Source organism: Bacteroidota bacterium (genome assembly GCA_035506275.1).
Classification (GTDB): Bacteria; Bacteroidota; Ignavibacteria; order UBA10030; family UBA8401; genus JAGVPT01.
The window spans coordinates 335,639-360,961 of the sequence record DATJPT010000019.1; the positions used below are offsets into that span (position 1 = coordinate 335,639).

General features: G+C 52.8%; 18 protein-coding genes. 16 read left to right on the plus strand and 2 right to left on the minus strand.

The genetic code is table 11. From position 1 onward, the window contains the following. The first annotated feature begins 1 nt into the window (after position 1). Positions 2–1,123, plus strand: a complete 1,122-nt coding sequence (locus tag VMF88_14750) for an ABC transporter permease (protein ID HTY12318.1) — start codon at positions 2–4, stop codon at positions 1,121–1,123. Between the two features lie 34 nt (positions 1,124–1,157). Then, on the plus strand, positions 1,158–1,949 hold the full coding sequence (locus tag VMF88_14755; GenBank protein ID HTY12319.1) for an SDR family oxidoreductase: 792 nt from the start codon (positions 1,158–1,160) through the stop codon (positions 1,947–1,949). Between the two features lie 33 nt (positions 1,950–1,982). Here the strand turns inward: VMF88_14755 and VMF88_14760 are convergent, their stop codons facing one another. Continuing rightward, positions 1,983–4,766: a patatin-like phospholipase family protein gene (locus VMF88_14760; GenBank protein HTY12320.1), complete on the minus strand. Its 2,784-nt coding sequence runs from the start codon at positions 4,764–4,766 to the stop codon at positions 1,983–1,985. Positions 4,767–5,410: 644 nt separating this feature from the next. Between VMF88_14760 and VMF88_14765 the strand changes: the two genes are divergently transcribed. From VMF88_14765 to VMF88_14810, 10 genes are all read left to right on the plus strand, one after another. After that, a complete protein-coding gene (locus VMF88_14765; protein HTY12321.1) occupies positions 5,411–6,541 on the plus strand; it encodes a response regulator in 1,131 nt (376 codons plus the stop codon). Positions 6,542–6,545: 4 nt separating this feature from the next. Further along, positions 6,546–7,454 (plus strand): isoaspartyl peptidase/L-asparaginase, encoded by a 909-nt coding sequence (locus VMF88_14770; protein HTY12322.1) that lies wholly within the window; start codon positions 6,546–6,548, stop codon positions 7,452–7,454. Between the two features lie 3 nt (positions 7,455–7,457). After that, entirely contained in the window at positions 7,458–8,792 is a 1,335-nt protein-coding gene (gene rsmB / locus VMF88_14775; protein HTY12323.1) for a 16S rRNA (cytosine(967)-C(5))-methyltransferase RsmB, read from the plus strand. A 36-nt stretch (positions 8,793–8,828) separates the two neighbouring features. Continuing rightward, on the plus strand, positions 8,829–9,341 hold the full coding sequence (locus tag VMF88_14780; protein HTY12324.1) for a tetratricopeptide repeat protein: 513 nt from the start codon (positions 8,829–8,831) through the stop codon (positions 9,339–9,341). Continuing rightward, the gene (locus VMF88_14785; protein ID HTY12325.1) at positions 9,338–10,267 is read left to right on the plus strand and encodes a DUF58 domain-containing protein; all 930 of its coding nucleotides are present in this window, start codon (positions 9,338–9,340) and stop codon (positions 10,265–10,267) included. The genes VMF88_14780 and VMF88_14785 overlap by 4 nt, the downstream gene beginning before the upstream one ends. Continuing rightward, positions 10,264–10,890, plus strand: coding sequence for a class I SAM-dependent methyltransferase (locus tag VMF88_14790; GenBank protein HTY12326.1), 627 nt, complete (start codon positions 10,264–10,266; stop codon positions 10,888–10,890). The genes VMF88_14785 and VMF88_14790 overlap by 4 nt, the downstream gene beginning before the upstream one ends. 187 nt (positions 10,891–11,077) lie before the next feature. Continuing rightward, positions 11,078–13,951, plus strand: a complete 2,874-nt coding sequence (gene uvrA / locus VMF88_14795) for an excinuclease ABC subunit UvrA (protein HTY12327.1) — start codon at positions 11,078–11,080, stop codon at positions 13,949–13,951. A 38-nt stretch (positions 13,952–13,989) separates the two neighbouring features. Further along, positions 13,990–14,619: a hypothetical protein gene (locus VMF88_14800; protein HTY12328.1), complete on the plus strand. Its 630-nt coding sequence runs from the start codon at positions 13,990–13,992 to the stop codon at positions 14,617–14,619. A gap of 283 nt (positions 14,620–14,902) precedes the next feature. Next, positions 14,903–15,367, plus strand: coding sequence for a DUF4395 domain-containing protein (locus VMF88_14805; GenBank protein HTY12329.1), 465 nt, complete (start codon positions 14,903–14,905; stop codon positions 15,365–15,367). 22 nt (positions 15,368–15,389) lie between these two features. Then, positions 15,390–16,241: a sulfurtransferase gene (locus VMF88_14810; protein ID HTY12330.1), complete on the plus strand. Its 852-nt coding sequence runs from the start codon at positions 15,390–15,392 to the stop codon at positions 16,239–16,241. Between the two features lie 63 nt (positions 16,242–16,304). Here the strand turns inward: VMF88_14810 and VMF88_14815 are convergent, their stop codons facing one another. Next, positions 16,305–17,333: an NAD-dependent epimerase/dehydratase family protein gene (locus tag VMF88_14815; GenBank protein ID HTY12331.1), complete on the minus strand. Its 1,029-nt coding sequence runs from the start codon at positions 17,331–17,333 to the stop codon at positions 16,305–16,307. A 209-nt stretch (positions 17,334–17,542) separates the two neighbouring features. Here VMF88_14815 and VMF88_14820 point away from each other — a divergent pair, with 209 nt between their 5' ends. The 4 genes from VMF88_14820 to VMF88_14835 all read left to right on the plus strand — a co-directional run bounded on the left by VMF88_14820 (position 17,543) and on the right by VMF88_14835 (position 25,312). Further along, positions 17,543–18,880: a tetratricopeptide repeat protein gene (locus VMF88_14820; protein ID HTY12332.1), complete on the plus strand. Its 1,338-nt coding sequence runs from the start codon at positions 17,543–17,545 to the stop codon at positions 18,878–18,880. Positions 18,881–18,892: 12 nt separating this feature from the next. Next, positions 18,893–23,296, plus strand: coding sequence for a DUF4350 domain-containing protein (locus VMF88_14825; GenBank protein HTY12333.1), 4,404 nt, complete (start codon positions 18,893–18,895; stop codon positions 23,294–23,296). A gap of 64 nt (positions 23,297–23,360) precedes the next feature. Further along, on the plus strand, positions 23,361–24,482 hold the full coding sequence (locus tag VMF88_14830; protein ID HTY12334.1) for a hypothetical protein: 1,122 nt from the start codon (positions 23,361–23,363) through the stop codon (positions 24,480–24,482). Positions 24,483–24,529: 47 nt separating this feature from the next. Further along, positions 24,530–25,312, plus strand: a complete 783-nt coding sequence (locus tag VMF88_14835; protein ID HTY12335.1) for a CsgG/HfaB family protein — start codon at positions 24,530–24,532, stop codon at positions 25,310–25,312. Positions 25,313–25,323: the final 11 nt, after the last annotated feature.

Genomic DNA, 25,323 nt, shown 5'->3' on the forward strand with positions numbered 1-25,323 from the left:
CATGAACAAGCAACGGGTTGTCGCGTTACTGAAAAAAGAATTCGGCCAGCTCTTTAAGGACAAAAAGCTGCTCCCTCTCGTCTTTGTGGCGCCGGTGCTGCAGCTCGTGTTCATGGGTTTTGCGGCGTCGCTGGACGTGAAGAACATCTCCGTCACTCTCTGTGACCTGGATAAAACTCAGGCAAGCAGGGATCTGATCGAGAAATTCACGAATTCCGGCTATTTTACGATCGAATATTCGACCGAGGATTACAGCACCGTCCAGAACTATCTTGACGACAACAAGACGACGATGGCGCTGATCATCCCGCGGAAATTCGGCGATGCCATCCTTCAGCATCAACCGGCGAAAGTTCAGGTCTTGCTCGACGGCAGCGAAGGGAACAGCACCGCCATCGCGCTGGGGTACGTCAATCAGATTCTGGTCCAGTATTCGAACGGCGTCCTGGCGGAAGTTTCGGGGGCTGAACGCATCGGCGGCATCAATGCGCAGACGCGGGCATGGTTCAACCCCTCGCTCAAAAGCCGCAACTACATGGTCCCCGGCGTCCTCGTCATGATCCTGCTGATCACGACCATGAACCTGACCTCGATGGCCGTCGTGAAGGAAAAGGAGATCGGTACGCTCGAGCAGATCATGGTCACGCCGATCACGCCGACGGAATTGATTTTAGGAAAGCTGATACCCTTCACGATCATCGGCCTTGTCAATTGGTGCATCGTACTCCTGGCGATGGTGGTCGGGTTCGGGATCTCGGTGAAAGGGAACGTTCCTTTGCTTTTCGGCCTCTCGATTTTCTTTCTGTTGACGTCGCTGGGACTCGGGTTGTTCGTGTCCACGGTGTCGAACACGCAGCAGCAGGCGATGATGACATCCCAGTTCTTTTTGCTCCAGCCGATGATGTACATTTCCGGGTTCACGTTCCCGATCGAGAATATGCCGAGGTTTTTGCAGCTCCTTTCGTTCGGTGTGCCGATGAGGTACTATCTCGTCGTTGTCCGTTCGATCATTTTGAAGGGGGTCGGTTTTTCAAACCTATGGTTTGAAGCAGGTGCGCTGCTGTTCATGGGGGTCACTATTCTCGTCGCGAGTGTGTTCAGGTTCAGGACGAAGCTCGACTGACGTTTTCCGAGAAACCGCCGAAAGGGAGAGTACTATGGATCTAGGACTAAAGAACAAAATTGCTTTGGTTGCCGCATCGAGTCAGGGGCTCGGAAGAGCGGTTGCAGAATCCCTCTCCGAGGAGGGAGCCACCGTGGTTCTCTGCGCACGGGATAAAAAAAATCTCACAGCAGCGGCAAAAGAAATTTCGGCAAAGACGGGGGGCGAACTCTTTGCAATCCCGTGCGATGTAAGCAGCGCTAAGGAAATCGACAAGCTTGTGAGAACGGTCGCCAAGAAGTTCGGTTCGGTCCACATCCTTGTAAACAACGCCGGCGGACCTCCAGTTGAGTCGTTCGACCGCTTGTCGGACGACCACTGGTCGAAAGGCGTACAGCTGACGATGATGAGCGCGATCCGGTTGACGCGGGCAGTCATCCCGTTCATGCAAAGGCAGCATTGGGGAAGGATCATCACGATCAACTCGATAGCAGGAAAGCAGCCGATCCAGGAATTAGTGATCTCTTCCACGCTTCGCCCCGGATTGATCGGTCTGCATAAAGTGCTTGCGACCCAGTATGCGAAGGACGGCATCCTCATCAACACGGTCTGTCCGGGGTTTGTGATGACCAAACGGCAGGAAGAAATTTCGAAGGTCCGTTCCGCCAAGGCGAACATCACCGTTGAGGAATACATGAGGCAGCAGGCGAAGGAGATTCCGCTCGGGAGATACGGGACACCCCGGGAGATCGCCGATGTCGTTGCATTCCTTGCGTCGTTGCGGGCCGGATTTCTGACGGGGGCGACGATCAGTGTGGACGGGGGAATGATGAGAGGACTGCTGTAAACTTGTCGTGATTCCGGCGTGAAGCCCGTGCTCCTACAGCAGAGGGTATCCGAACGAAAAATATGCAATGACCGGACCGAGGCTCAGCGGCTGCGCCAATAAATCCCTTCGAACAAAGAAACTTCTTCCGACCGAAAAGCTCACCTTGCCTGCCGGTGTATCGATGGCAATTCCTGTTCCGACTCCGTGGTGAAGATCGCGGAGGCTGATGCTCTGCTGCTCCGGCCATATCGAGCCGAAGTCATACCGCAGCGTGAAGTACGTATCCCAGAAAAACTTTATCGGAAGCAGCGCGCGGTATTCCACGTTGATGACGAAAATCTGTCTCCCGCGTGAATCATCTTCGTTGAGTCCGTAAAAAGAATCTTCTCCCCCCAGCGTGAACTGCTGAGAGAGCGGAAGTGTCTGGTCGCCGAAGCCGAACACGATTTTCGGATGGAGCGTCTGTCCCGCAAGATACGTCGAGAACCATTCATACGAGAGAAAGATCTTCGAGTAACCGATCTCTCCCGCGCCGATCGACGACGCGGTTTCCCAGCTGATGTTCATCAATGAGCCGGAGCGGGCAAACGGGAATTGATCCTGGGTGTCGATCGTTGAAGAGAGCTTGATGGTCTGGAGCGTGAACTTATCCGTCGAATACCCCGTTCCCGAAAGGAAATTGATCCGGTTCAACCCGAGGCGGTATTCGGCGGTCACCGTGCCGAGCCGTTCGACCTGCGTTCCCAGCGAAAAGGACCCGCCGTCTTCGATTTGCCGGTATTCTCCTATCCGTACCCTGTTGAATGAGGTCGGGGTTTGAACTGCCGGATCGTTGCCGTACACGTAGATATCTTTGAGATCGTAGAACGAATTCAAGTCGAATGTGTAATACGAATTAAATATCCTGTTCGCTTTGAATTCGAATAGATATTTTCGGTTTCGGAGTCCGCCCCCGAAATAGCCGCCCAGCTCGGTCGCGGCTCCGAGAAAGTTCTCGTCCCTGAGTTCGGCCGACGGCTGCAACCCCCGTTCACTGTCGATACGAAGGCCGACGCCCCCCAGCTCGGATTTCTTTTCCGTTGTCTTGATCACGATCTCTGCCTTATCCTCCGAGTAGCGGACATCGATCAGAACCTGCTCGAAAAGGTTCGTTGCCATGATATTTGCAATGGCTTGTTGGGCATTCGAAACGGTGAAGATATCGCCGACGCTAAAGGGGAGCTCGCGCCAGATCACCCAGTCGCGCGATTTCGTCGTTCCTTCTATGCTCATGTGTGAGATGATGCCCTCGTCGATGGCGACATGAAGGATGCCCTGGAGAGAATCGAGACGGACCGATTGGATTCTTGCGAGAGAATAGCCCCGGTCGCGGTAGAGGCCGAGGATGTCGTTCAGCGCAGCCCGGGTGCTGTCCGGATTTGCCGCCTTATTGAGCAACCGTCCCATGAACGGCAGCAGTTCCTCCTTTGTGATCAAAGAATCGCCTCTGATATCGACGGCCAGGATCTTTGTATTGGGAATGTTGACGAATTTCACCGCTGCGGTTGAATCGTGAACCATGACTTCGGCATACGAATCTTTGTAGTCCCCACGGAGGTAGAGCGAAGACACTTTTTCTTTAAGAACATCGATCGGAACCCGGTCGCGCGAGGTCAACGCGGATAATTCGGCCGTGATGTCCGGCGGAAGTTGGGGACCCTGGAAACTGACCGAGGAGATCTTAAATGAAAGCTTATCAACGGCGGGGTTTGAAGAATAGTCAACAGTTTGTTTTTTTTGAATGCTGTCCAAGAGCGCCGGCATCACCGCATCGGCGGCCTTCTCCCCTTTGACAATCAGCGAGTCGAGGCCGGTGAGGTCCCCTGCCATGTGGCCTTCAATGTCCGGTTTGATGACAATGGTCGCTTTTTGGAGAGATTGCTTGTTCGGCAGCTGGGCCATGATGTTGATGATCTGGTCCGCGATTTCCCACGGCGCATTAAGCTGCTGCGAAGTGCGCAGCGGACTCGAGACGTCGACCGCGATGATAATATCCATCTTCAAATCACTGGCGACTTCGACAGGAATATTGGACAACAGGCCGCCGTCGGTTAATTCCATAGAGTCACGCCGTACGGAACTGTACAATAAGGGGACGGAGATACTCGCCCTTAACGCCTCGGCAAGGTTCCCTGAACCAAGAACAGTTCTTCGTCCCGAAATCATGTCTGTGGTGACGGCGCGGAACGGGATCTTCAGATCGTCAAATGAATGGTTGGGATGATAGATGCCTTGAAGGATCAACTGGTTAATGAACGTCGTGAAACGCTGCCCGTTGGACAATGCCGACGGGATGACGGGGGTGAGTCCATCGAACCGAATGGTAAGAAGATTTCTATCCGCCGCCTGCTTCTGTCCGACAAAAAGATCGGTGCGGTTTGCCTCGTCCGTGAAGGAAAGAACCTGAGCCCAATTGGTTGTATCAACGAGCGTACGAAGCTGGTCCGCCGTGTATCCTGATGCATACAGTCCGCCGACTAAACTTCCGATGCTTGTTCCCACAATAAGGTCGATCGGGATATGATTTTTTTCGAGCGCTTTGAGGACGCCGACATGGGTAATGCCGCGCACCCCCCCGCCACTTAAGACAAGCCCAATTTTAGGCCTTTTAATTTCTTTAAACGGAACGACATCTTCTTCTTTGGCGGAGTACTCGACAAATTGAGGATGAACGATTATCACGTGTTGGGCCCAAAGAGGCGTAACGGAGAGAGCGAGAAAGGAAAAACAGCACTTGACAAATACACCGAGGCCCTGATAAAAAGAACTTCGCAGAGGGGCGAATATTTTACTCATACAACAAATTAAGAAAATTGGCGCCGAAAGGCAATCTCATGCACGCGCTTTATCATTCATTAACTGCATGTCGGATAAGCGATTGCAACGAAGGCAGCATGAGAAGATATTCTTTGGAAAAATTATCGCAAAAATTTACGAACCAATCCGCCGCTGAGGCAATTCAAAAATCCCCCGGAAGGATGACTGCAATCACAACACGCTCGGCAGCCTCTTCATAGTATGTAAACAATTACTTGTAGGAAATTCTTCAACAGCCGGGAGGATTAACAATGAGTTGTCCAAAATGCGGTACCTTGGTGCATCGGAAAAGTTTTGTCTCCTTGTTTGCCCTGGCGTCGCTTGCAGTCGTTGCATTTGGTGTCTCCCTCTTGGTCCTGCCCTTCGAACTGTTTTTTGTTTTTTCGTTCATCCTTCTGTTCGGTCTGCGTTATATTGAAAAGCAGTTTCACAGCATCGACAGGAAGGAAGTACGATGTTCGATGTGTGGGCATGTGCTGAAGGTGGCCCACAGTCATTGAGCGTCTCCAGAGCTCGCAGCGGTGAAGAAGCCAGAGTTTCTCTGGCTTCTTCATTTATAGCAGCACGGCATTCTGCGTTGGCTTCCTTGCAATTCCACCTCAATTTTTCTATTTTGTTTCACCATGCCGGAATCCACGCAAGAGAAGTATTCCATCCTGATCATTGACGACGAGGCCTCCAACGTCAATACGCTGGGGGCAGTCCTTGAACACGAAGGATACGCTGTTTTCCGTGCGACGTCCGGTGAAGAAGGCTTGCGCGTTCTGGATGGAGAACGGGTCGATCTTGTCCTTCTTGATATTCTTATGCCCGGGTTGGACGGCTTCGAAACGCTTGCCCGCATTCGCGTTCATAAAAAGACCAAAGAACTCCCCGTCATTTTTCTCACCGGCTTTATGCGCGATTCCGTATCAATGGAGCGCGGCTTTAACCTTGGAGTCAACGAGTATCTTTTAAAACCGATCGACACGAACGAACTGCTCGTGCGCGTCAAATCCATTCTGAGGATGACCGCAGCAGAGAAGAAGGTGATGCGACTCCAGTCGGATTTCTTCTCTATGCTGGTGCATGACCTCCGCGGCCCGCTGACGGCCATTCGTGCCTTTACGAGCTTGATGATCGAGGAAAGGAACCTCAGTCAGCAGGACAAAGACGAAATGGTCCAGACGATCGAGAAGGCGAGCGAGCAAATGCTCGACCTGATCGACGACATCCTCGACCTTTCGAAGCTTGAATCGGAATATGTCACACTCAACAAGCATTCGATAGACTTGATCGGCATGATCGACCATGCGATGATGCAGATGAAGCCTCTTGCCTTAAAGAAGTCGATCTCCTTCACAAAAAATTACCGACTTCGGGAAGTTATGATTGTGGCCGACGAGGCGAAAATGGAGCAGGTTATGAATAACCTCCTGATGAACAGCATGAAGTTTACGGGAGAACACGGAGAAATTGCAGTTTCCGTGGAACACCTTCAGCCGAATGATCCGCTTGCGAGGGCGAAAGGGATTTTAGTGCCCTCCGTCGTGGTCTGCGTGAAAGATAACGGCATCGGCATACCTGCCGGGGAGATTCCTTTTATTTTTGACAAATACCGCCAGATTATAGCATCTGCCGTCATCGCGGAAAAAGGGACGGGGCTCGGCCTTGCGATCTGCAAGAACATTGTTGAAGCTCACAGGGGGAAAATCTGGGCAGAAAGCAAAGAGCATGCTGGGAGTTCTTTTTACTTTAGTTTACCGATAGAATGAGCGCATGATATCTTTTATTGTCCACGGCGGCGCGTGGGATATACCCGACGATTCGGTCGAAGCGCATCGCAACGGCGTTCGACAAGCGTTGTCCATTGGATGGAACATTCTTGTCAACGGCGGAAGCGCCGCGGAGGCCGTCGAAAAGTCGATCAACTACATGGAGGACGACCCAACGTTCGATGCCGGGCGAGGCTCGTTCGTGAATTCCATCGGCGACATCGAGCTCGATGCAAGCATTATGGACGGAACAACATTTCGTGCGGGGGCAATTGCAGCAGTTCAAAACATCCGCTATCCGATCTCCTTGGCGCGCATTATTATGGACAAGAGTGAACATATATTGCTCGCTGGAAACGGCGCCGTAAAGTTCGCGGCCGAACATGGCATTTCCCAATGCTCGAAGCAGGACCTCCTTGTCGGACGGGAACTGGAACGATGGAAGGAAATCCGTTCGAGCAAGAAGACCATATCGACAAAAGATGCATTCCGCAAAAAAACGCCCGGAGACACCGTCGGCGCAGTTGCCCTGGACAGCAGGGGCGTGATCGCCTCCGGTACTTCAACCGGTGGAACGCCCAATAAGTATCCGGGAAGGGTTGGAGATTCGCCTCTCATCGGATGCGGGACGTATGCCGACAGTTCGATCGGCGGGGCGTCGTGTACAGGCTGGGGGGAAGCCATTATAAAGGTCGTCCTGGCAAAAACGGTCATCGACTTGATGGACTATAACGGAGGCGACCCCGTTGCTGCCGCGCAAACGTCGATCCAGCAGCTGGGGAAAAAGGCTGACGGTTTCGGGGGAGTGATCGTATTGCACAAGAGCGGTCTGCCCGCTGTTGCCTTTAATACTCCGCGCATGGCGCGGGCATATCGAACTTCAGAAATGAACTCTGACGTTGTTGAAGTATAATCCTTGAGACACTCTTCGCTCATCGGCCATACCGTGGAAGCGTACGGCCTCGTCGTTGGAAGTCAGCATCCGGCCGACAGCACGATCGACACTTTTTTTCGTTCGCGTAAATATCTCGGCTCCCATGACCGAAAGTTCATCGCGGAAACGGTCTATGGGATGCTCCGGTTCAAAAAACGGATAGAATGGTTGTGCGAATCGTCCCAGCAGCAGCACCATGGGGCCCCGGGCGGGTCGCCCGTGTATTTGCAGTGCTTGATATTCCGGAGTGTGTTCGCCGATGAAGTGATGGAAACGCTCGTCGGCGAACTCGATGCCGAGCAAGAAGAGAAGAGATCTCTTATCCTCTTTCTTAATGAAGCGAAAAAGCGCAACAGGAACGTCGATGACAAGGATCCATTTCTGGAAGACGCCACAAAAGATCTCTCCCTTCGTTTCTCGTTTCCGGAGTGGATGATCGAAGAATGGCGGAACCAGTTCGGCGACGATGGGACTCGTCAGCTCTGCTCGGCGTTGAATACGCCCGCCCCGTTGACGATCCGCGTGAATACGATAAGAACAAGCGTCGATGAGTGCAAGGAACGTTTGGCAAAAGAGCGGATCGAGACCGAACGGACAAAGCTCTCTCCTTTCGGTCTGACCCTGCGAAAAAGGACCAACGTCTTTCAGCTTGATGTATTCCGTCAGGGATTTTTTGAAGTGCAGGATGAGGGGAGCCAGCTTTTGTCGATGCTCGTCGACCCGAAACCGACATCAAAGGTTGTCGATGCCTGCGCCGGCGGGGGGGGGAAATCTCTTGCTCTTGCTGCGCTCATGAAAAATCGGGGGACGATTTTTGCCCTGGATACGAATTCGTTTCGGCTGGAAGGTTTGCGGAAACGGATCCGCAGGAGCGGTGTCGACACGATCCGCGTGCGCAAGATAGAAGCCGGGGAAGTTCCTTCGGATCTTGCCGGTTCGGCGGACAATGTCCTTGTTGATGCCCCGTGCAGCGGCCTCGGTACGATCCGTCGCAACCCCGGCATGAAATGGACGGTGACACCCGCGTCGGTTGCAGAACTGCATGACAAGCAATCGGAGATTCTGGATCACTACGCACGCTTCGTCAAGGTCAACGGAAGATTGGCGTACTCAACGTGCACAATGATGCGTTCGGAGAATGAGGGGGTCGTTGAGAACTTTTTGACGGACCACCGGGAGTTCGAGCTCATGGAGCCGGCGTCGATCCTCCGCCGCTACGGTCTGGAGGCGCTGTCGCCGGAGAAGTATTTTCGATTGAAGCCGCACGTCCACGGGACCGACGGTTTTTTCGCAGCAGTGATGCGCAGAATTCAGTAATCAATATTGTCTCTCTCTACTGACCAAGGAAAGATCATGAAAGTTAATCTCATCGTTATTCCAATCATCGCCGTACTCTTCGCCGGCTGTGCGAAAATGACGGAGGATGAGCTTTGGCAAAAGGCCGAGCAGGCGAAAGCTGCCCATAATGCCGATTCGGCCATTGTGCTTTGTCAAACGCTCCTCAGCAATTACCCTGAGGGAAAAAACGCGCCGGCAGCGCTGTTCTTGATCGCAGAATCATACAATGCAAAGAGCGATTTCCACACTGCGGTGAACTACTACGCAGCATTCGCGAAGAAATATCCGGACCTGAATGCGACCCCCCTCGCGATGTTTTTTGTCGGGTTCATCTATAACAACAACCTTCAAATGCCCGACAGCGCAAAAATTGCCTATCAAAATTTTATCGCAAAGTTTCCCACCCATGACCTTGCAAAATCGGCTCAATTTGAGCTTGACAATCTCGGCAGAACGCCCGACGAGATCATCGGCGCAAAGAAAGATGTTGCGGCAAAGCCGAAGAAGGTTTCCAAGAAACAACAATGAGCGGTCGGATGGAACAGGCGCTGACATATCTTCAACCCGACGTCGTTTCGAAGCTGGCGAACATGGAACTTCGCGCGCGCATGGTGGTGGAGGGGTTCATTACCGGCATGCACAAAAGCCCCTATCACGGTTTCAGCGTCGAATTTGCCGAACACCGTCAGTATATGCCCGGGGACGAAATCCGCCGCGTCGATTGGAAGGTCTACGGCAAGACGGACCGTTACTATATTAAACAGTACGAGGAAGAAACGAACCTCAAATCGTACGTCATTCTTGATGCCAGCGCGTCGATGGCATTCGCCTCCGAACAAGCGCGGGGGGGAGACGGAAAAAGGATCTCAAAATTGGAATATGCATCGTATCTCGTGGCCGCACTCTCGTATTTGATGGTTCAGCAGAGGGACGCTGTGGGGCTGACGGTGTTTGATGAAAATATCCGGCTTGCACTGCCGCCGCATGCAACCAAAGCGTATCTTCGGAGGATCCTCATCGAGCTTGAGCATCTCTCGGCGGGAAAGGCAACCGGAACATCCCGATCGCTCAATCAGATGGCAGAGCGCATCACCCGCCGTGGACTGATCATCGTTGTGAGCGACCTGTTTGATGATCCGAGTGCGGTGATAGCGGCATTAAAGCATTTTCGGCACAATCACCACGATGTGCTGGTGATGCACGTTCTCGACCCGTTCGAGCGTTCGTTCGCATTCGGAAGCGATGCCGTATTCAAAGACCTGGAAACTGCGGAAGAAATAACGACGCAGCCCTACCATATCCAGCGCGCATACCAGCGAGAATTCCGATCGTTTCTTGAGCGATATAAAAGAGAATGCAGGGAAAACAATATCGACTACGTTCTGCTCGACACCGAGACTCCCTTTGATGTGGCTCTGTTCCAGTATTTGAACAAGCGAAAAAAGATAGGATGAAACGACGACCGACAGAGAACTCCAAAAGGAAGAAACCGAACGGTAGAACAATCGTGCGCGCTGACAAGGCGGTGCCGACCGCTGCTCCGGCATATACCGTTCTCGACGTCGGCTGCGGACCCCGAAAGCGTCCCGGTGCCGTCGGCATCGATATCAACCCGCGATCCGACGCCGACATCATCCACGACCTCGACCGGTTCCCGTATCCGTTCCCCGATGATCATTTTGATGAAGTGATCTGCGACAATGTCCTCGAACATCTCGCCGATCTTGTCAAAGTGATGGAAGAGGTCCATCGCATAGCAAAGCCATCGGCGCTTGTCACGATCATCGTGCCGTTCTATCCGCATCGCCACGCTAATACCGACCCGACGCACAAGCATTTTTTCGGGGTTCATTCGTTTGACTATTTTATCGAAGGAACGGCGAACGCGGGGTTCCGATATTCATACGCCCGGTTTGCGCTGAAGTCAGTTGAGTTCGAGAAAGGGCTGGCGCAGCTGCATTGGATCGACAAGAAAATCGTTGCATTTGCGAACTCGTATAAGGACCTGTACGAGAATCGCCTGGCGAACGTTTTTCCGTTGAGGAACCTCACGTTCGAACTGCGCGTTGTCAAGTGATTGCTCAGATAGCGCAGATTTATCGCTGATTGCAGATTACGCAGAGGTAAGAAGTCGTACCATCGCAAGACTAAAAGTTGGCTGAGATTTGTTTTGCTTTTCCCCGCCTCATTGAATATCTTTCATTTCTGAACTCAAAAAATTTTCAATTGAACGGGCAAAACCGCCTGTCCGATCTAACCTCATTATGCCGGATCAAAACCTTCTGATCGTCAAAGGAGCGCGCGAGCACAACCTCAAGAACATTGACGTTGAAATTCCGCGCGATAAGCTTGTTGTCATTACCGGGCTTTCCGGTTCCGGCAAATCCAGCCTTGCCTTCGACACGATTTACGCGGAAGGACAACGCCGGTATGTTGAGAGTCTCTCCGCTTATGCACGGCAGTTCCTCGGCTTGATGGAAAGGCCTGACGTCGATTACATCGAAGGGTTGAGTCCGGCGATTTCCATCGAGCAGAAGACCGTCAGCCATAACCCGCGATCGACCGTCGGCACGGTGACGGAGATCTACGATTTTCTGCGGTTGTTGTTTGCTCGCGTCGGCATCCAGTTTTGCGTCAACTGCGGGACGAAGGTCCAGAAGCAGAGTGTTGACCAGATCATCGATGCGATAGTAAAACTGCCGGGGGGGACGAAGATCCTGATTCTCGCGCCTGTGGTCAAAGGGCGAAAGGGGCATTACCGGGAGCTGTTCGAACAGATTGTCAGAGACGGATTTCTCCGTGTCCGGGTTGACGGACAGGTCAAAGAAATTTCAAAGGAGATGAAAGTAGACCGCTATAAAGTCCACGATATCGAGATCGTCGTCGACCGGATCGCGGTGAAGAAAGAGAGCAGGAGCCGCATTGCCGATTCGGTTGAAGTTGCGCTCGGGTTCGGCGCCGGCGTCCTCATTGTAAATGACGGCTCCTCGGACCATCTTTTTAGCAAGCACTATTCCTGCCCGAATTGCGGGGCCAGTTACGAGGAGCCAGCGCCGAACTCATTTTCCTTCAACACGCCGTACGGGTCGTGCCCCTCATGCGAGGGTCTGGGAGAAAAGAAAGAATTCGATCTGTCGCTCATCATTCCCGACGACAAGCTATCAATCAATCAGGAAGGCATTGCCGCTCTCGGGAAGCCGCGTCAGACATGGTTCTTCAGCCAGGTGCGCGCGGTGCTCAAACGGCACGGATTTGATTTTGACAGCCCGCTGAAATCGCTCTCAAAAATTGCCCGCGAAGAATTGTTGTACGGCACGGGCAAGGAAAAGATTGAGATCGAATATGCTCACGGCGGCGGGAAGCCGATCATTTACAGGCACCGGTTCAGCGGAGTTGTCGGCATGATGAAAAATTATTATGCCGAAACGGCGTCGCCGAAAATACGGGAATGGGTGGAGGGGTTCATGAGCACGACGCGCTGCACGGTCTGCGGCGGCGGGAGGCTGAAAAAAGAAAGTCTTGCGATTAAGCTTGAAGATGCGGTGTCAGGGAAAAGGGTCAGCATCGCCGACGTTGTCGCGCTGCCGTTGGGCGATGCGCGGGAATTCATAAGAACCTTGCGGCTTACCCCGAGACAGACCGAGATCGCGAAGCAAATCATGAAAGAGATCAGCCAGCGGATCGAATTCATGGTGAATGTCGGCCTCGGCTATCTCACGCTCGACAGGGGGGCGCGAACGCTTTCAGGAGGGGAAGCACAGCGCATCCGGCTCGCGACGCAAATCGGGTCGCAGCTCGTCGGGGTGCTGTACATTCTCGACGAGCCGAGCATTGGACTTCATCAACGCGATAACGTGAAGCTGATCGACTCCCTGAAAGAGCTTCGCGACCTTGGCAACACCGTGCTGGTCGTCGAGCATGATAAGGAGATGATCGAACAGTCCGATTTCGTCGTCGACCTCGGCCCGGGAGCAGGCGAGCACGGGGGAAAAGTTGTGGCAGCAGGTGAGCCGGAAAAATTGAAAAGGAAAAATGAAAAAGGAAAAATGAAGCACGGGGAGAACGGCGTATCGGCAACGATCGAGTATCTGCAGGGGAAAAAAAAGATTGAAGTGCCGGCGGTTCGGCGCGGAGGGAACGGAAAATTTTTGGTGATCAAAGGGGCTTCCGGGAATAATCTCAAGAATATCACGGCGAAAATTCCGCTCGGGTTGTTCGTGTGCGTGACGGGGGTCAGCGGCTCGGGAAAATCTTCGCTCATCAACGAGACGCTCTTTCCCGTCCTTTCCAAAAAATTCTATAAGACAAAGATCAGTACGCTCCCGCATGCAGGCCTCCAGGGCATCGGCGAGATCGATAAGATCATCGACATCGATCAGTCGCCGATCGGAAGGACGCCCCGCTCAAATCCGGCCACCTACACCGGCATGTTCACGATGATCAGAGATTTGTTTACGCAGCTTCCCGAAGCAAAGATCCGCGGATACAAAGCCGGGCGCTTCAGCTTTAACGTCAAAGGCGGGCGGTGCGAAAGCTGCGAAGGGGACGGCGTCCGAAAGATCGAAATGAATTTTCTGCCGGATGTCTACGTCGTTTGCGACGTATGCAAAGGGAAGCGCTACAATCGGGAGACGCTCGAGGTGCACTACAAAGGGAGATCTATCGCCGACGTTCTCGAGATGACGGTCGAAGAGGCGCTCGGATTCTTCAGCGAAATGCCCCGCGTCGGGCGCAAATTGCAGACCTTGTTCGATGTCGGCATGGGATATATCCGGCTCGGACAACAGGCGACCACGCTTTCGGGGGGCGAAGCTCAACGCGTGAAACTGTCAACGGAGCTGTCGCGGGTCGGAACGGGAAAAACGCTTTACATCCTCGACGAGCCGACCACCGGGCTTCACTTTGAGGACGTCAAGATGCTGCTCTCCGTGCTGAACAAGCTCGTGGACAAAGGGAATACGGTCATTGTCATCGAACATAATCTTGACGTGATCAAAACTGCTGATTGGATCATTGACCTTGGACCGGAAGGGGGAAACGAGGGGGGCTATATCGTCGGAGAAGGGCCCCCCGAAGAAATAAGCAGGAATGCGAAGTCTTTCACCGGAGAATTTCTTGCAAAAGAGCTCGCACGCTAAACTGCAAAAAGATGAGCATCTCTTGGAGTGTTGAGGACATGCGACGGCGTCTCTCTTTTTTGTTAATGCTTGTGCTCTCATCGTCATTGTGCGCACACGGGCAGGATTCCACGTCCACCGAGTTTCAAAGTACAGAAACAACGTCCTACGACAACGCAATGGAAATTCTGTCGACCGTCGTTCTGGTCCCTCTTGCCATCGGTTCCACAGCCATCAGCATTGTTCCCCCCAGCGGCGGAATTATTGTCGAAAACGGCAAAGGACACGGTATCCTGGCGTTCGAAACGGGGGTCGGGTTCGGCGAGAAGATCGATCTGAAAAGGTTTTCGGATATGCGGTTCACGGTTGGATATACGCATATTTTCAGCGAGGAGCAGAAAGATTTTGTCCGCTGTGAAGCCACGGGAGATATTCATCTGACGTTTGTCGATAGACGGGAAATTTTCCTCCTCGGCGTCAGTCCTTCTGCGGGGATCATAACGAATTTTCCGTCCACCGGCTATTCGCTTGGCGCGTCATCGTGGGTAATGACGCCGTGGCTTTCGTATTTCGGTTTCATTCCTCAACACACGTTCGCCATCACGTACCGTTACAACAAATTTTTTGGAGGGAAAGGCTTTGGAGAAATTTCCGCCGGGATGTCGGCGGCATTTACATGGGGATGGTAAGGATGGCAGACGCCCCGGTGGCCACTTGACAATGAACCAAACATCATTATATTAAGACGTAATGAAGTCGATCAATTTCAATAGCCGTTCAACAAGCATCCGCTTAAACATCTGTTGTAATGCGGCGTGTTGTTGCTGTACTCCGAGCAATGCTGTTGATGGAATTGGAAGGATGGCCGTGCGGCTGTAAAAGGCGCAAATAAGTTTCAAGGAACGAACCCTCTTCTATCAACATAGAAGAGGGTTTTTTATTTATTACCAATTATCGAAAGGAATCACAGATATGCCAAACGGAATTACTCGCGTGGACCGGACGGCGCTCAAATTCAATCAGGCATCGATCATCACGATCGTCGCTGCCGCTTTTGTGTCCCAGCTCCCCTGGCTCCTCGCGGCACTGGCACTGGTGTTGCTCGTTGGCACTGCCGTGCCGTCTGCGGGAGCGTTCAAGCTCTTCTACGCCAAAATTCTTCGTCCGCTCGGAATCTTGCGCCCGGATGTTGTCGAAGAGGACAATGTCCAGCACCTCTTCGCTCAGGGCCTCGGCGGGATTTTTCTGATCGCCGCATTTGCCTTGCTGATCGAAAGCAATTATCCGGTGCTCGGATGGGGGATTGCATTTCTTGTCGCGGCACTTGCTCTCGTCAATCTTACCGTTAATTTCTGCCTCGGATGTGTCCTCTACCTCCGCCTGCGGCGTTGGTCGTACTTTACGAAGATATTCTTGAAACGCGTTACCAACTATTAATCATTATCATTGAGGAGGAGGTATGGCTTCAAACAACGGATATGCGAATCCCGGAGTGCTTGTCAGCACCGATTGGGCGCTGGAGCATTTAAAGGACGGGAATTTGCGGTTCGTCGAAGTGGATGTCGACACCACCGAGTACGACAAAGGACACATCGAAGGGGCGATCGGCTGGAATTGGAAGACGCAGCTTCAGGACCAGACGCGGCGCGACATACTCAGCAAGGAACAGATCGAGCGGTTTCTCGGTGAGTCGGGAGTCGGACCGGAAACGGGATTGATCTTGTACGGGGACAATAACAATTGGTTTGCCGCGTACGCATTTTGGCTGTTGAAGTATTACGGGCATGCCGATGTTCGGCTGATCAACGGCGGTAGGAAAAAATGGGCGGCCGAAGGGAAGCCGTTAACGACGAATGTTCCGCGCTATGCCGCAAGGACATATAAAGTCTCCAAGATTGAGACGGATCTTCGCGCGCTCAGAGAATCCGTGTCCAATCGTCTCACCGATTCGACGCACGGGCTTGTGGATGTCCGTTCGAACGACGAGTTCACCGGAAAAATTCTGGCGCCTCCCGGCTTGCAGGAGCTGTCGCTTCGCGGCGGGCACATTCCGGGAGCAAAAAATATTCCCTGGTCGCAAGCGGTGAATGAAGATGGAACATTCAAATCAGCCGCAGACCTGAAAGCGCTGTATGAAGGAAAAGGAATTGTACCGGGATTGAAAGAGGTGACAACCTATTGCCGCATCGGCGAACGTTCGTCGCATTCCTGGTTCGTCCTAAAGTACCTTCTTGGCTACCCGAAAGTGCGCAACTACGACGGATCGTGGACCGAATGGGGCAACCTCATTAATGCGCCGATAGAGAAATAGGACTAGAATTAAGTACAGCAGAACATCGGGCGGCAAAAGCTGCCCGTTTTTTTTGCGGCAGAGCTATCCGTGAGCTTGCCGAAACCATTCCATCATCCCCGGAATCCCGTCGCGGATTGAAGGATATTTAAGCTCCCCGATAATTTTTCTCATCTTCTCGTTTGAGTAACCGCACCCCCGGCTTAAAACCAGGGCCCATTGATAAACGCCGTAGTGGCGATTAACAAGCGATGTTATCCCATCAATGGTCTTAGCGGCAGGATAAAGGACTGCTTCCGGGATTTTAGCCAGGCGTGGCTTACGGCCGAAAACGCTGCAAATGGATTCAAACCAGTCAACATACGTTGTCCCGCCGTTATCCACAGCATGAATGATCTGATTTTCCGCATGGTTGCTGGATGCTGCTGACGCAATCGTTGACGCCGCGTCGTCGACATGAACTGTTCCCAATTGAGCTTTTCCCCCGTTCGCGAGGGGGACGAAAAATGATCCCATTCTTTTGATCAGGCTCAGCATTGGAACGAGCCACTCGGCATTCGGGCCATAAACCAGGGCAGGGCGAACGATCGCATAGGAAAAACGGGATTTGGTGGCCGATCTTATCAACAGCCGCTCAGCCATCCTCTTCCATTGATAATACGGGTCAGGAAACTCTATTCCCGTCATTTCTTCTGTCAGCATTTTAGGAAGCGGCCGGGGAAGTCCGCCGGCCATAAACGCTGACACGAAAACGAATCGCTCTAATTTAGGCGTCTCCGTTGCGGCTTCAAGAAGCAAACCCAATGACTTTATGTTTTTTACGTCAAAATCTTTCTCATTTTTCTTAGCTTCAGCAAGGTGAACGACAGCATGGACATCAGTAAGCCATTCCGCAAAGAACTTTCTTCGATCAGCTGGCGATCCGGCGAATAGATCCCCTTTAACAAGTTCAATGTTTCCGGATGTTCCCCCCCATGCGCTTAACATTCTTTGGGCTTTTTCGGGATCGCGAACCACTCCCCTGATTTTCCACCCGTCCGTAATCAAGCGATGGGCAACCTTTGAGCCAATGAATCCCGTCGAACCTGTCAGAAATACGATCTTATTCGTCATCGCGGCAAAATGTAGATTTGTCGTGAATTATCGGTTGAATATTACGAATTTCGCTTATGAAGTCAATTCTCACTCGATAATATTGGGTGATTCTCGACAAGCCACAGCACTCATCGCCTTGACATCCTATCGATTTTTCACAATATTCACACACACATCTCATCGCAAACTCAAGGTTACTCTACTAGCGCAGCATCGATCTCCCGATAATGACCATCAGACGGTTTTGTATTTCACATTTTGGTGAAGTTCCGGTTATTATTTTTGCCCTAGCGCTATCGTCGTGCGCTCCAACGGCGTATGAAGTAACGTCCGGCTTGCTTGACCAGGGGAAGAACGATGACGCGATCGCGAATGCCCGGGCGAACCTCGCGCGAAATCCCAATGACCCCCTTTTTTTGAAGTATCTCGGCATCGGCCTCTACAATAAGAAATACTATGGCGATGCGACAGCGTATTTTGAACGGTCTCTTTCCGCCGATCCTGAAGACGACCAGGCCGTGTACTATCTCGCATCGAGTTACGAGGCGAGCGTCGAATACGAAAAGGCGATACAATATTACAGGCGTTATCGAGAAATGACCGTTTTCGGAGAATATCGGGATATTGTGGATGCCCGGGTCAAGATTCTTTACCGCCAGGAAATGCAGATTGAGGCCAAGAAAGCGCTGCTTGAGGAATCGCATCTCGACGTAGCAAGCGTGCCGCCTAACACTCTCGCCGTCCTCTATTTTGAGAATAAAGGGAACATGCGCAATCTTGACCCGCTCCAAAAGGGGATTGCCGACATGATGATCACGGATTTGTCAAAGATCCATTCCGTGAAGGTTGTTGAACGAGTCCGGCTTCAAAAATTGGTGGAGGAACTGAACTTCGGCGAGTCGGGGCTGGTGGATGAACGAACCGCGCCGCGGGTGGGGAAATTACTTGGCGCATACCGGCTTGTCAAAGGAACCTTTTTTGACCTGACTTCCGACAAATTAAGGATCGACGCTCTTGTCGCCCAGACCCGCAGCGGGCAAGTCGACGGCACGACGGATATTTCGGGGGACATGAAGCAGTTCTTCCGGCTCGAGAAAGAACTGGTGTTCAAGATACTCGACGAGCTCAAAATTCCGATAACGAATCAGGAACGTGTATCGATTCTCGAGGTTCCGACGGAGAATTTTTTTGCATTCTTGCAATACTCTCAGGGGATCGATTACGAAGATAAAGGATTGTACGATCAGGCAGTGCAATCGTACACCTCCGCAGTTCAATCCGATCCAAATTTTTCGCAGGCCAGATCAAGTTTGAGCACGGCTAAAAAAACGGGAGAAATGATGAAAGGCGGTGCGTCCACGTCGGGGAGCAATGCCGTGCCGACGCAATCTGTTCCCCCGCCGCCGAGCAGTTCGTTGGCGAAAGAAAGCATCGGCGGAATGTCCGAACGGGCGTCGTCGACGTCGACAAATGTCAATTCCGGCTTTGTGCCGGGTCCTAGTTCCTCGCCTCAGCCGACTTCGGTCGTCACTCCGCTACCGGAACCGCCGAAGCCGCCCAAGTAATCTCCGAAGCGAATGAGACATTCGTTACTACGAACAATCATTGCACTCTTTCTGTTTTCCGTTGCGGCCCAACGGCTTTACCCGCAGGTGAATCCGATCGGACCGGGGGGCGGCATTGTCAACGTGGTCCGGGGAGACGCAAACGACAGCGTTGTTCTCGCCGGGACAAAAAATGACGGCATCTATCGTTCACTCGACGGCGGGGCGACGTGGACCCAAGCGTTGAGTGTTTTTCCCGTCAACGATATTGTTTTCCATCCTACAACGCCCCTCACGGCGTATGCAGCGACGCAGGCGGGCTTGTACGTCAGCTACGACGCGGGCGCCTCCTGGAGTCTGACGCCTCTTACAACACCGGTCTCGACGATCGCGATCGATGTTGCGCTCCCGCTACTGATGTTTGCCGGCGACGCACGTCCGACGCTGCAAGGGGCTGCTGGAGTGTTCAAATCGACCGACGGCGGTTTAACGTGGGCAGCGTCGTCGACCGGTCTTACGGTCAGCAGGACGATAACAGCGCTGATCATCGATCCCGCTGGATCTCTATCAGGGATGACTGTCTATGCAGGAACTGATGCCGCGGGCGTGTACTCGACGAGCGATGGGGGGTCGACGTGGAGCGCGTTGGCGACAAATGCAGGACTTGCAGGATCGGGACTTCGCATTCATTCGCTTTCGCTCATTCAGGGCTTAGGGCTGAGGGCGGGAACGTCATCGGGAGAGTATTTTTGTCCGGGAGGAGTTCAGTGGATTCCGTTCACAGGGACCTCGATTGCCGACTCTGTCGTGCAATGTTCGCTGACGGTCGGCGACAGCGCAGCGACAGACACGTTCTACGTCGGAACGAAAGGGAACGAAGAATTTTTCCCGACGAGGCCCGACAACGGAGGAGTATACCGCAGGTCAAACCTGGGGTTGGGATGGACGCTGATCTTCAAGGCGACGATCGACATCAATTCAATTTTCATCCCCGCTTCTCATCCTAAAAAAATATATCTCGGAACATCCGACGGGGTCTACGAAAGCAGCGACGACGGTTCGAGCTGGGCGCGCCAGAATTCGGGGATGATGAATTCCATTGCGCGCACGGTTGCTGTCCAGAATTCCGCTTCGGGGTATTTGTTCGCCGGCGTTTATGGGGGCGGAATTCTTAAATCAACCAACGGCGGCGGCACATGGATACCGTCGAACAATGGAATTGACAACCCGTACGTTCGCGGCGTCATCGCTGATCCAAAAAACAGCGCTGTTCTCTATGCGGGCAACGTGTACGGACTTTACAAGAGCGTCGATACCGGGAGTACATGGCAAAAGATTCAGACCCAGAATATCCCCCACGATTCTCTCTCCCCCTTTAACAACAATCTTGAGGACGGGACGCTGAGAATTTCTCCCGTCAATTCGCAGAATCTTTTCATCTCTGCACTTACCGGCGAGTTCATGGTCAGCACGGATGGGGGAGGGACGTGGTATGCCGTTGCTCCTCCCCAACAGATACCGACGTCGGTCGTCGGAAACATCGAGTTCGATCCCGTCAGTGCCTCGACGATGTATTTCTCTGCCAACGGCGTTTGGAGGTCGACCGATTTGGGGAAAACTTGGAATTCGATCTCAGGCAATCTGCCGTTGAATGCAACCGTCAATGGGACGACAGCGCCCCTCATCGGTTTTCATCCAAGGATTGATCCGGTGAACACAAGCGAGATCTTCCTTTCCACACTAACAGGCGGCGCAATCTATAATGAATATAGAACAACGAATGGGGGAGCAAACTGGACTCAGCTTAACGCCGCGGGAATCGATGTCGCTTTTGATCCGGTTCATCCTTCCACTCTTTACTGTACTGCAGTGAACGGGGTCTTACGAAGTCCGGACGACGGCCTCACATGGACGAAAATCGGCGGCGGCCCTTCCACGCAATATTATTCCATAGGTCAGTCGACGGCGAACGACACGACGATGTTTGTCGGCAGCAACAGGGGAATCACGGCTGTCGATACAAGAAATGCACTCGGCATTTCCCAGGTCAGCTTTGATTTCGGGACCGTTCCGATCGGAAGCGTTTCGGGGCAAAATATTACCTTCAGCGACAACGGGTCTCAAAGTGTGACGATCACGGTTGCTTCTTTGACAGTACCGTTGGCAGGCCCGTCGGCCTATATCGTACCGCCCGGCGCCACACCCCTTGTCGTGAAACCGGGATCCTCTGGGACGTTGACGATCCAATTCATTCCGAAATTGACCGGTCCATCCCAGGCCACGCTGACCTTTGCCACGACCGATCCAGGGTATCCGACTGTGGGAGTCACCTTGAAAGGAACCGGTGTTCCGGTCACTGCGGTCAACCGTTCGGTCTTGCTCGATACGACGCACGGTGTGTCGTCAAGTCTTGCAACGGGTTCGATCACGCAGTTTCTCTCCGAGTTCATTCAGGCACTTCAAAGAAGCGGCATCACGGTGAGCAGCCAGACAGCGTTCGACCCGCTGGCCTCCTCGTTTGATGCCGTCATGATCGCAGCGCCGAAAACGACGTTCTCGCTGGTGGAGATCAATAAGCTGCATCAGTATGTTTCGAACGGCGGCTTTGTCGTGATGCTCGGCGACTCGGGCAATTCCGACGCCAACAATTGTCTGAACGGCATCCTCTCGAATTTTCAGTGGGTGCAGGACGCTCCGAATACTCCAACAGGACTTGCGATGAACAGCGATGCGGTGACCGATGGCGTAAGGAACTATTCGAACAATCCCGCCGCGCCGCTTCTTTCCAATTTCACCGACACGACCCATCCGTTCGTGAAGGGCGTTCACACGATCATTCCTTTTGGATGCGCGAGCATCGCACTTTCGGCACAGGCATCGCCGTTTTTGCGCGGGAACCTCACCACGGTGGCCACGACCAGCGACAGTCTGCAAAAGAAAACAGCACAGCCCGTCGTGATGGCCATGAGCCAGGTTGGAAAGGGGACGATCCTTTTGATCGGAGATGTCGATATCTGGTCTAATGTCCGGGGAAAGGACACCCTGTCGCCACTCCCGACAGGCATTCTTGCAGGAGACAATCTCCAGTTTGCATTGAACGTCTTCGGCTTTACGGGAAGCTATTCCGTAAAAATTCCGAGTCCGACGTTGAGCGACCAGTACCAGATCATCAGCATTCCGTTCGACCTGTTGGATTTCAACATCAGCGACGTCCTCAAGGACCTCGGAGCTGCCGATAAAACAAAATGGCGGCTCTACGGCAGATGGGACGGCTCGGAGTATCAAGAGTATCCGAGTCCGGATTTCCTTACGTTCAAGCGGGGGGAAGGATATTGGCTTATCACGAAGGGATCGCAATCGTTGTCGCTTGGATCGGCGAACGTCTCGACGGCGCAGGGCTTCTTCCCGATTCAGCTCGACTCGGGATATAATTTGATCGGAAATCCTTTTCCCTACCCCGTCAGTTGGGCGAACTCGCTCCATTCAACTCCGGATTCCGTCGAATCGTGGCTGTGGGGCTTTGACGGCGCTGGATTTCAGCAGGTCACCGACATCATGCAGCCATTTGCCGGATATTTTCTGAAGAGCCTTCGCAACGGAGTTACCGTTTACATCAATCCCGATGAAGTGTCGTCGGCATCTCTCGCGAAGAAGGCCGAAGTGCAGCGGCAGTTTGCGCAAGGGGAATGGCAGGTGCAGATCAGCGCGGCGAACGGCACGGGGGCGGATAACGATAATGTTGCGGGCGTACTACGCTCGGCGAGCGACGAATGGGATGCCGAAGATTTTTCAGAGCCTCCTCCGGCGCCGACCGACTATGTCACCCTCTCCTTCAATCATCCAAATTGGAAAACGAATCCCGGGAGATACGCAGGGGACTACCGTCCAATTCATCCCGAAGGAAACTATTGGGACTTCGATATCGCATCGTCGAATTCCAAAGCGTCAGTTTCGGTTCAATTCGTCAAGAGCGGAAATATGCCGGCTCAATTTGAAATGTATCTCGTCGATATGACGACAGAGAGGGCATACGACATCAGCTCAGCTTTATCGTACAACTTTGCGTACGAGAAGAATGAAAGCGACCGCTTGTTCCGGTTGATCGTCGGAACAAAAGAGTACATCGGGAGCAATACGAACGGGATCCCTTTGGTTCCGGTCGGATATTCACTCGATCAGAATTATCCGAACCCGTTCAATCCAACCACGACGATCGGATACTCGCTTGCTCACAGCGGGTATGTCACCCTGGAGATCTTCAACGTTCTCGGGCAGAAGGTCAAAACACTCTTCACCGGGGATCAAAAGATCGGCAATTATTCTGTTGTGTGGGACGGTACGGGGGACAACGGGGCAGGGGCGGCGAGCGGGATCTATTTTTACAGAATCAAAACAGAGGCATTCAGCTTCACCAAAAAGATGGTGTTTTTGAAATAATATTTGGCTTTTTCACTCTGAGTTGAAATCGAATCTCACATACAGAAGAGCACTCTTTTTAACCGTGGCGCTACCGCTGGGGGTGCGTCTCCTTTTGGCGCAGAGCACAGCTCCATCATACGATGAGCGGCTTCTTTTCCAGGGAATGACGGGCGTTACCGTCGGGGCTTCTCAGCAAGCATGGAATCTGAAGGAAGAGGGGAACGTCGTCGAACAATCTGCTCCCGCGATGATCTCCATTCCACTTTCCAATCGTATTCTGATCTCTGTGGCGAATTCCCCGGCAATTTCCAAGCTGGACACGCTCACGCTTCAAGGCGTTGCCGATACGCGGGTCGGTTTTTCGTATGTCCTTCCTGGAGACGCTTGGTGGATCAACGGCGGCGTCAGTCTGCCGACGGGTATCACAAAACTGACTGATGATCAGCTAACGATCGCCACGTTGATCTCCGAATCTTCGCTCGACTACAATGTACCGGTCTTTGGTCAGGGAACGAATGCCAACCTCGGCTTTGCGTATGCCTACCCGGTTCAACGGAGGCTGATCGTTGGGTGCGGTGCCTCGTATGTCTATAAAGGAGAGTACCAGCCTGTCTCGGTCGAGGGGTTTAACCAGATGTATAAGCCGGGCGATGAAATTTCCGCCAACATCGGTCTCGATTACACGTCGTTCTCGAAATTGTCGCGCCTCTCGGCCGACATCACGGTCACAAATTATTTTCCCGACAAACTCGGTGGAGAAAATTTCATCCAGTCGGGGCTCCGGTTTATGGTGCTCGGCGTTTATTCGGTGAAGACGGGACCGGTCACGCACCGTCTGCTCCTGAGGACGCGTCTCAGAACACAGAGCGAAATTTTTAATTCTGGAACGGGGCAAATGTTCAAGAGCTCGCAGCACTACGAGGGTCAGTATACCGCAACATGGTCTCCGGTCGAGTGGTTCTCTCTTGCCGGGCTTGCAGAAGGGAAGCTCCATACCGGCGACCAGATTCCGTTCGGTGTCGGAATTTTCGAGACTGGCAAAGCCCAGCTCGCATCCGCCGGCGTTGAGACCGGATTCTCGCCTGCATCGTGGTTCAGCATTGCGTTCAACGCCAAGTACGGCACCGGGAGCGTTGTGATCAATAACGTGACGCAAGACGCCACGGGGACTGAATTCGGGGCCCGCGGACGCATCCAATTTTGAAGTGAAAAAGATCTTGATTATTTCATCATAAAAGGAAGGACACCGTCATGAATAAACGTCTACATCGCGGCCGCGTATCGTGGCTGATAGCCATTGCCTTGCTGTGGTCCCTGGCCGTTCCGTTCGCCCGCGCACAGGAGGCAGCACCGCAGACGATTGCGATCCTTTATTTTGAGAACAACAGCGTTGTCGATAGAGATAAACTCGATCCGTTGAAAAAAGGGCTCGCTGATATGCTTATCACGGAGATGTCGAAGATCAAGGGGCTCAAGGTCGTCGAGCGGCAGCGGATTCAATCGGTCGTCGAAGAATTGAACCTCGGCGAATCGGACCTGGTCGACAAGGGGACCTCACAGAAGATGGGAAAGTTGCTCGGGGCCAAAGTGCTCCTGTTCGGCGGGTTTTCGAACTTGTTCGGCGACAAGCTTCGCATCGATGCGCGCATCGTCGCGACGGAAACCGGTTTGACGCTCAAGGCCGAGGAAGAAACGGGCGACCTCGATCAGTTCCTGACGATGTTGAACTCGCTCGTGAAGAAAATCTCTGACGACCTTGAAGTAAAGCTCAGTTCGGCAGAAGAAGACCAGCTTGGTTCCGCGAAGGACGGAAAATTCAACGGCTATGTGACATACGCACAAGCGCTCAATCTGGAAGACAACGGCCATAAACTGGAAAAAGAAGGAAAAATCGCCGAGGCTGCCGCGATGTATGAGAACGCTAAATCGATGTACCAGAAAGCATGGGATGAATCGAGCGGATATGAACCGGCCAGGCAGAAGGTCGAAGAGATGACCGCGCTTGTCGGAAAATTAAAGAAAGAAACTAAATGAGAAACGTCGTG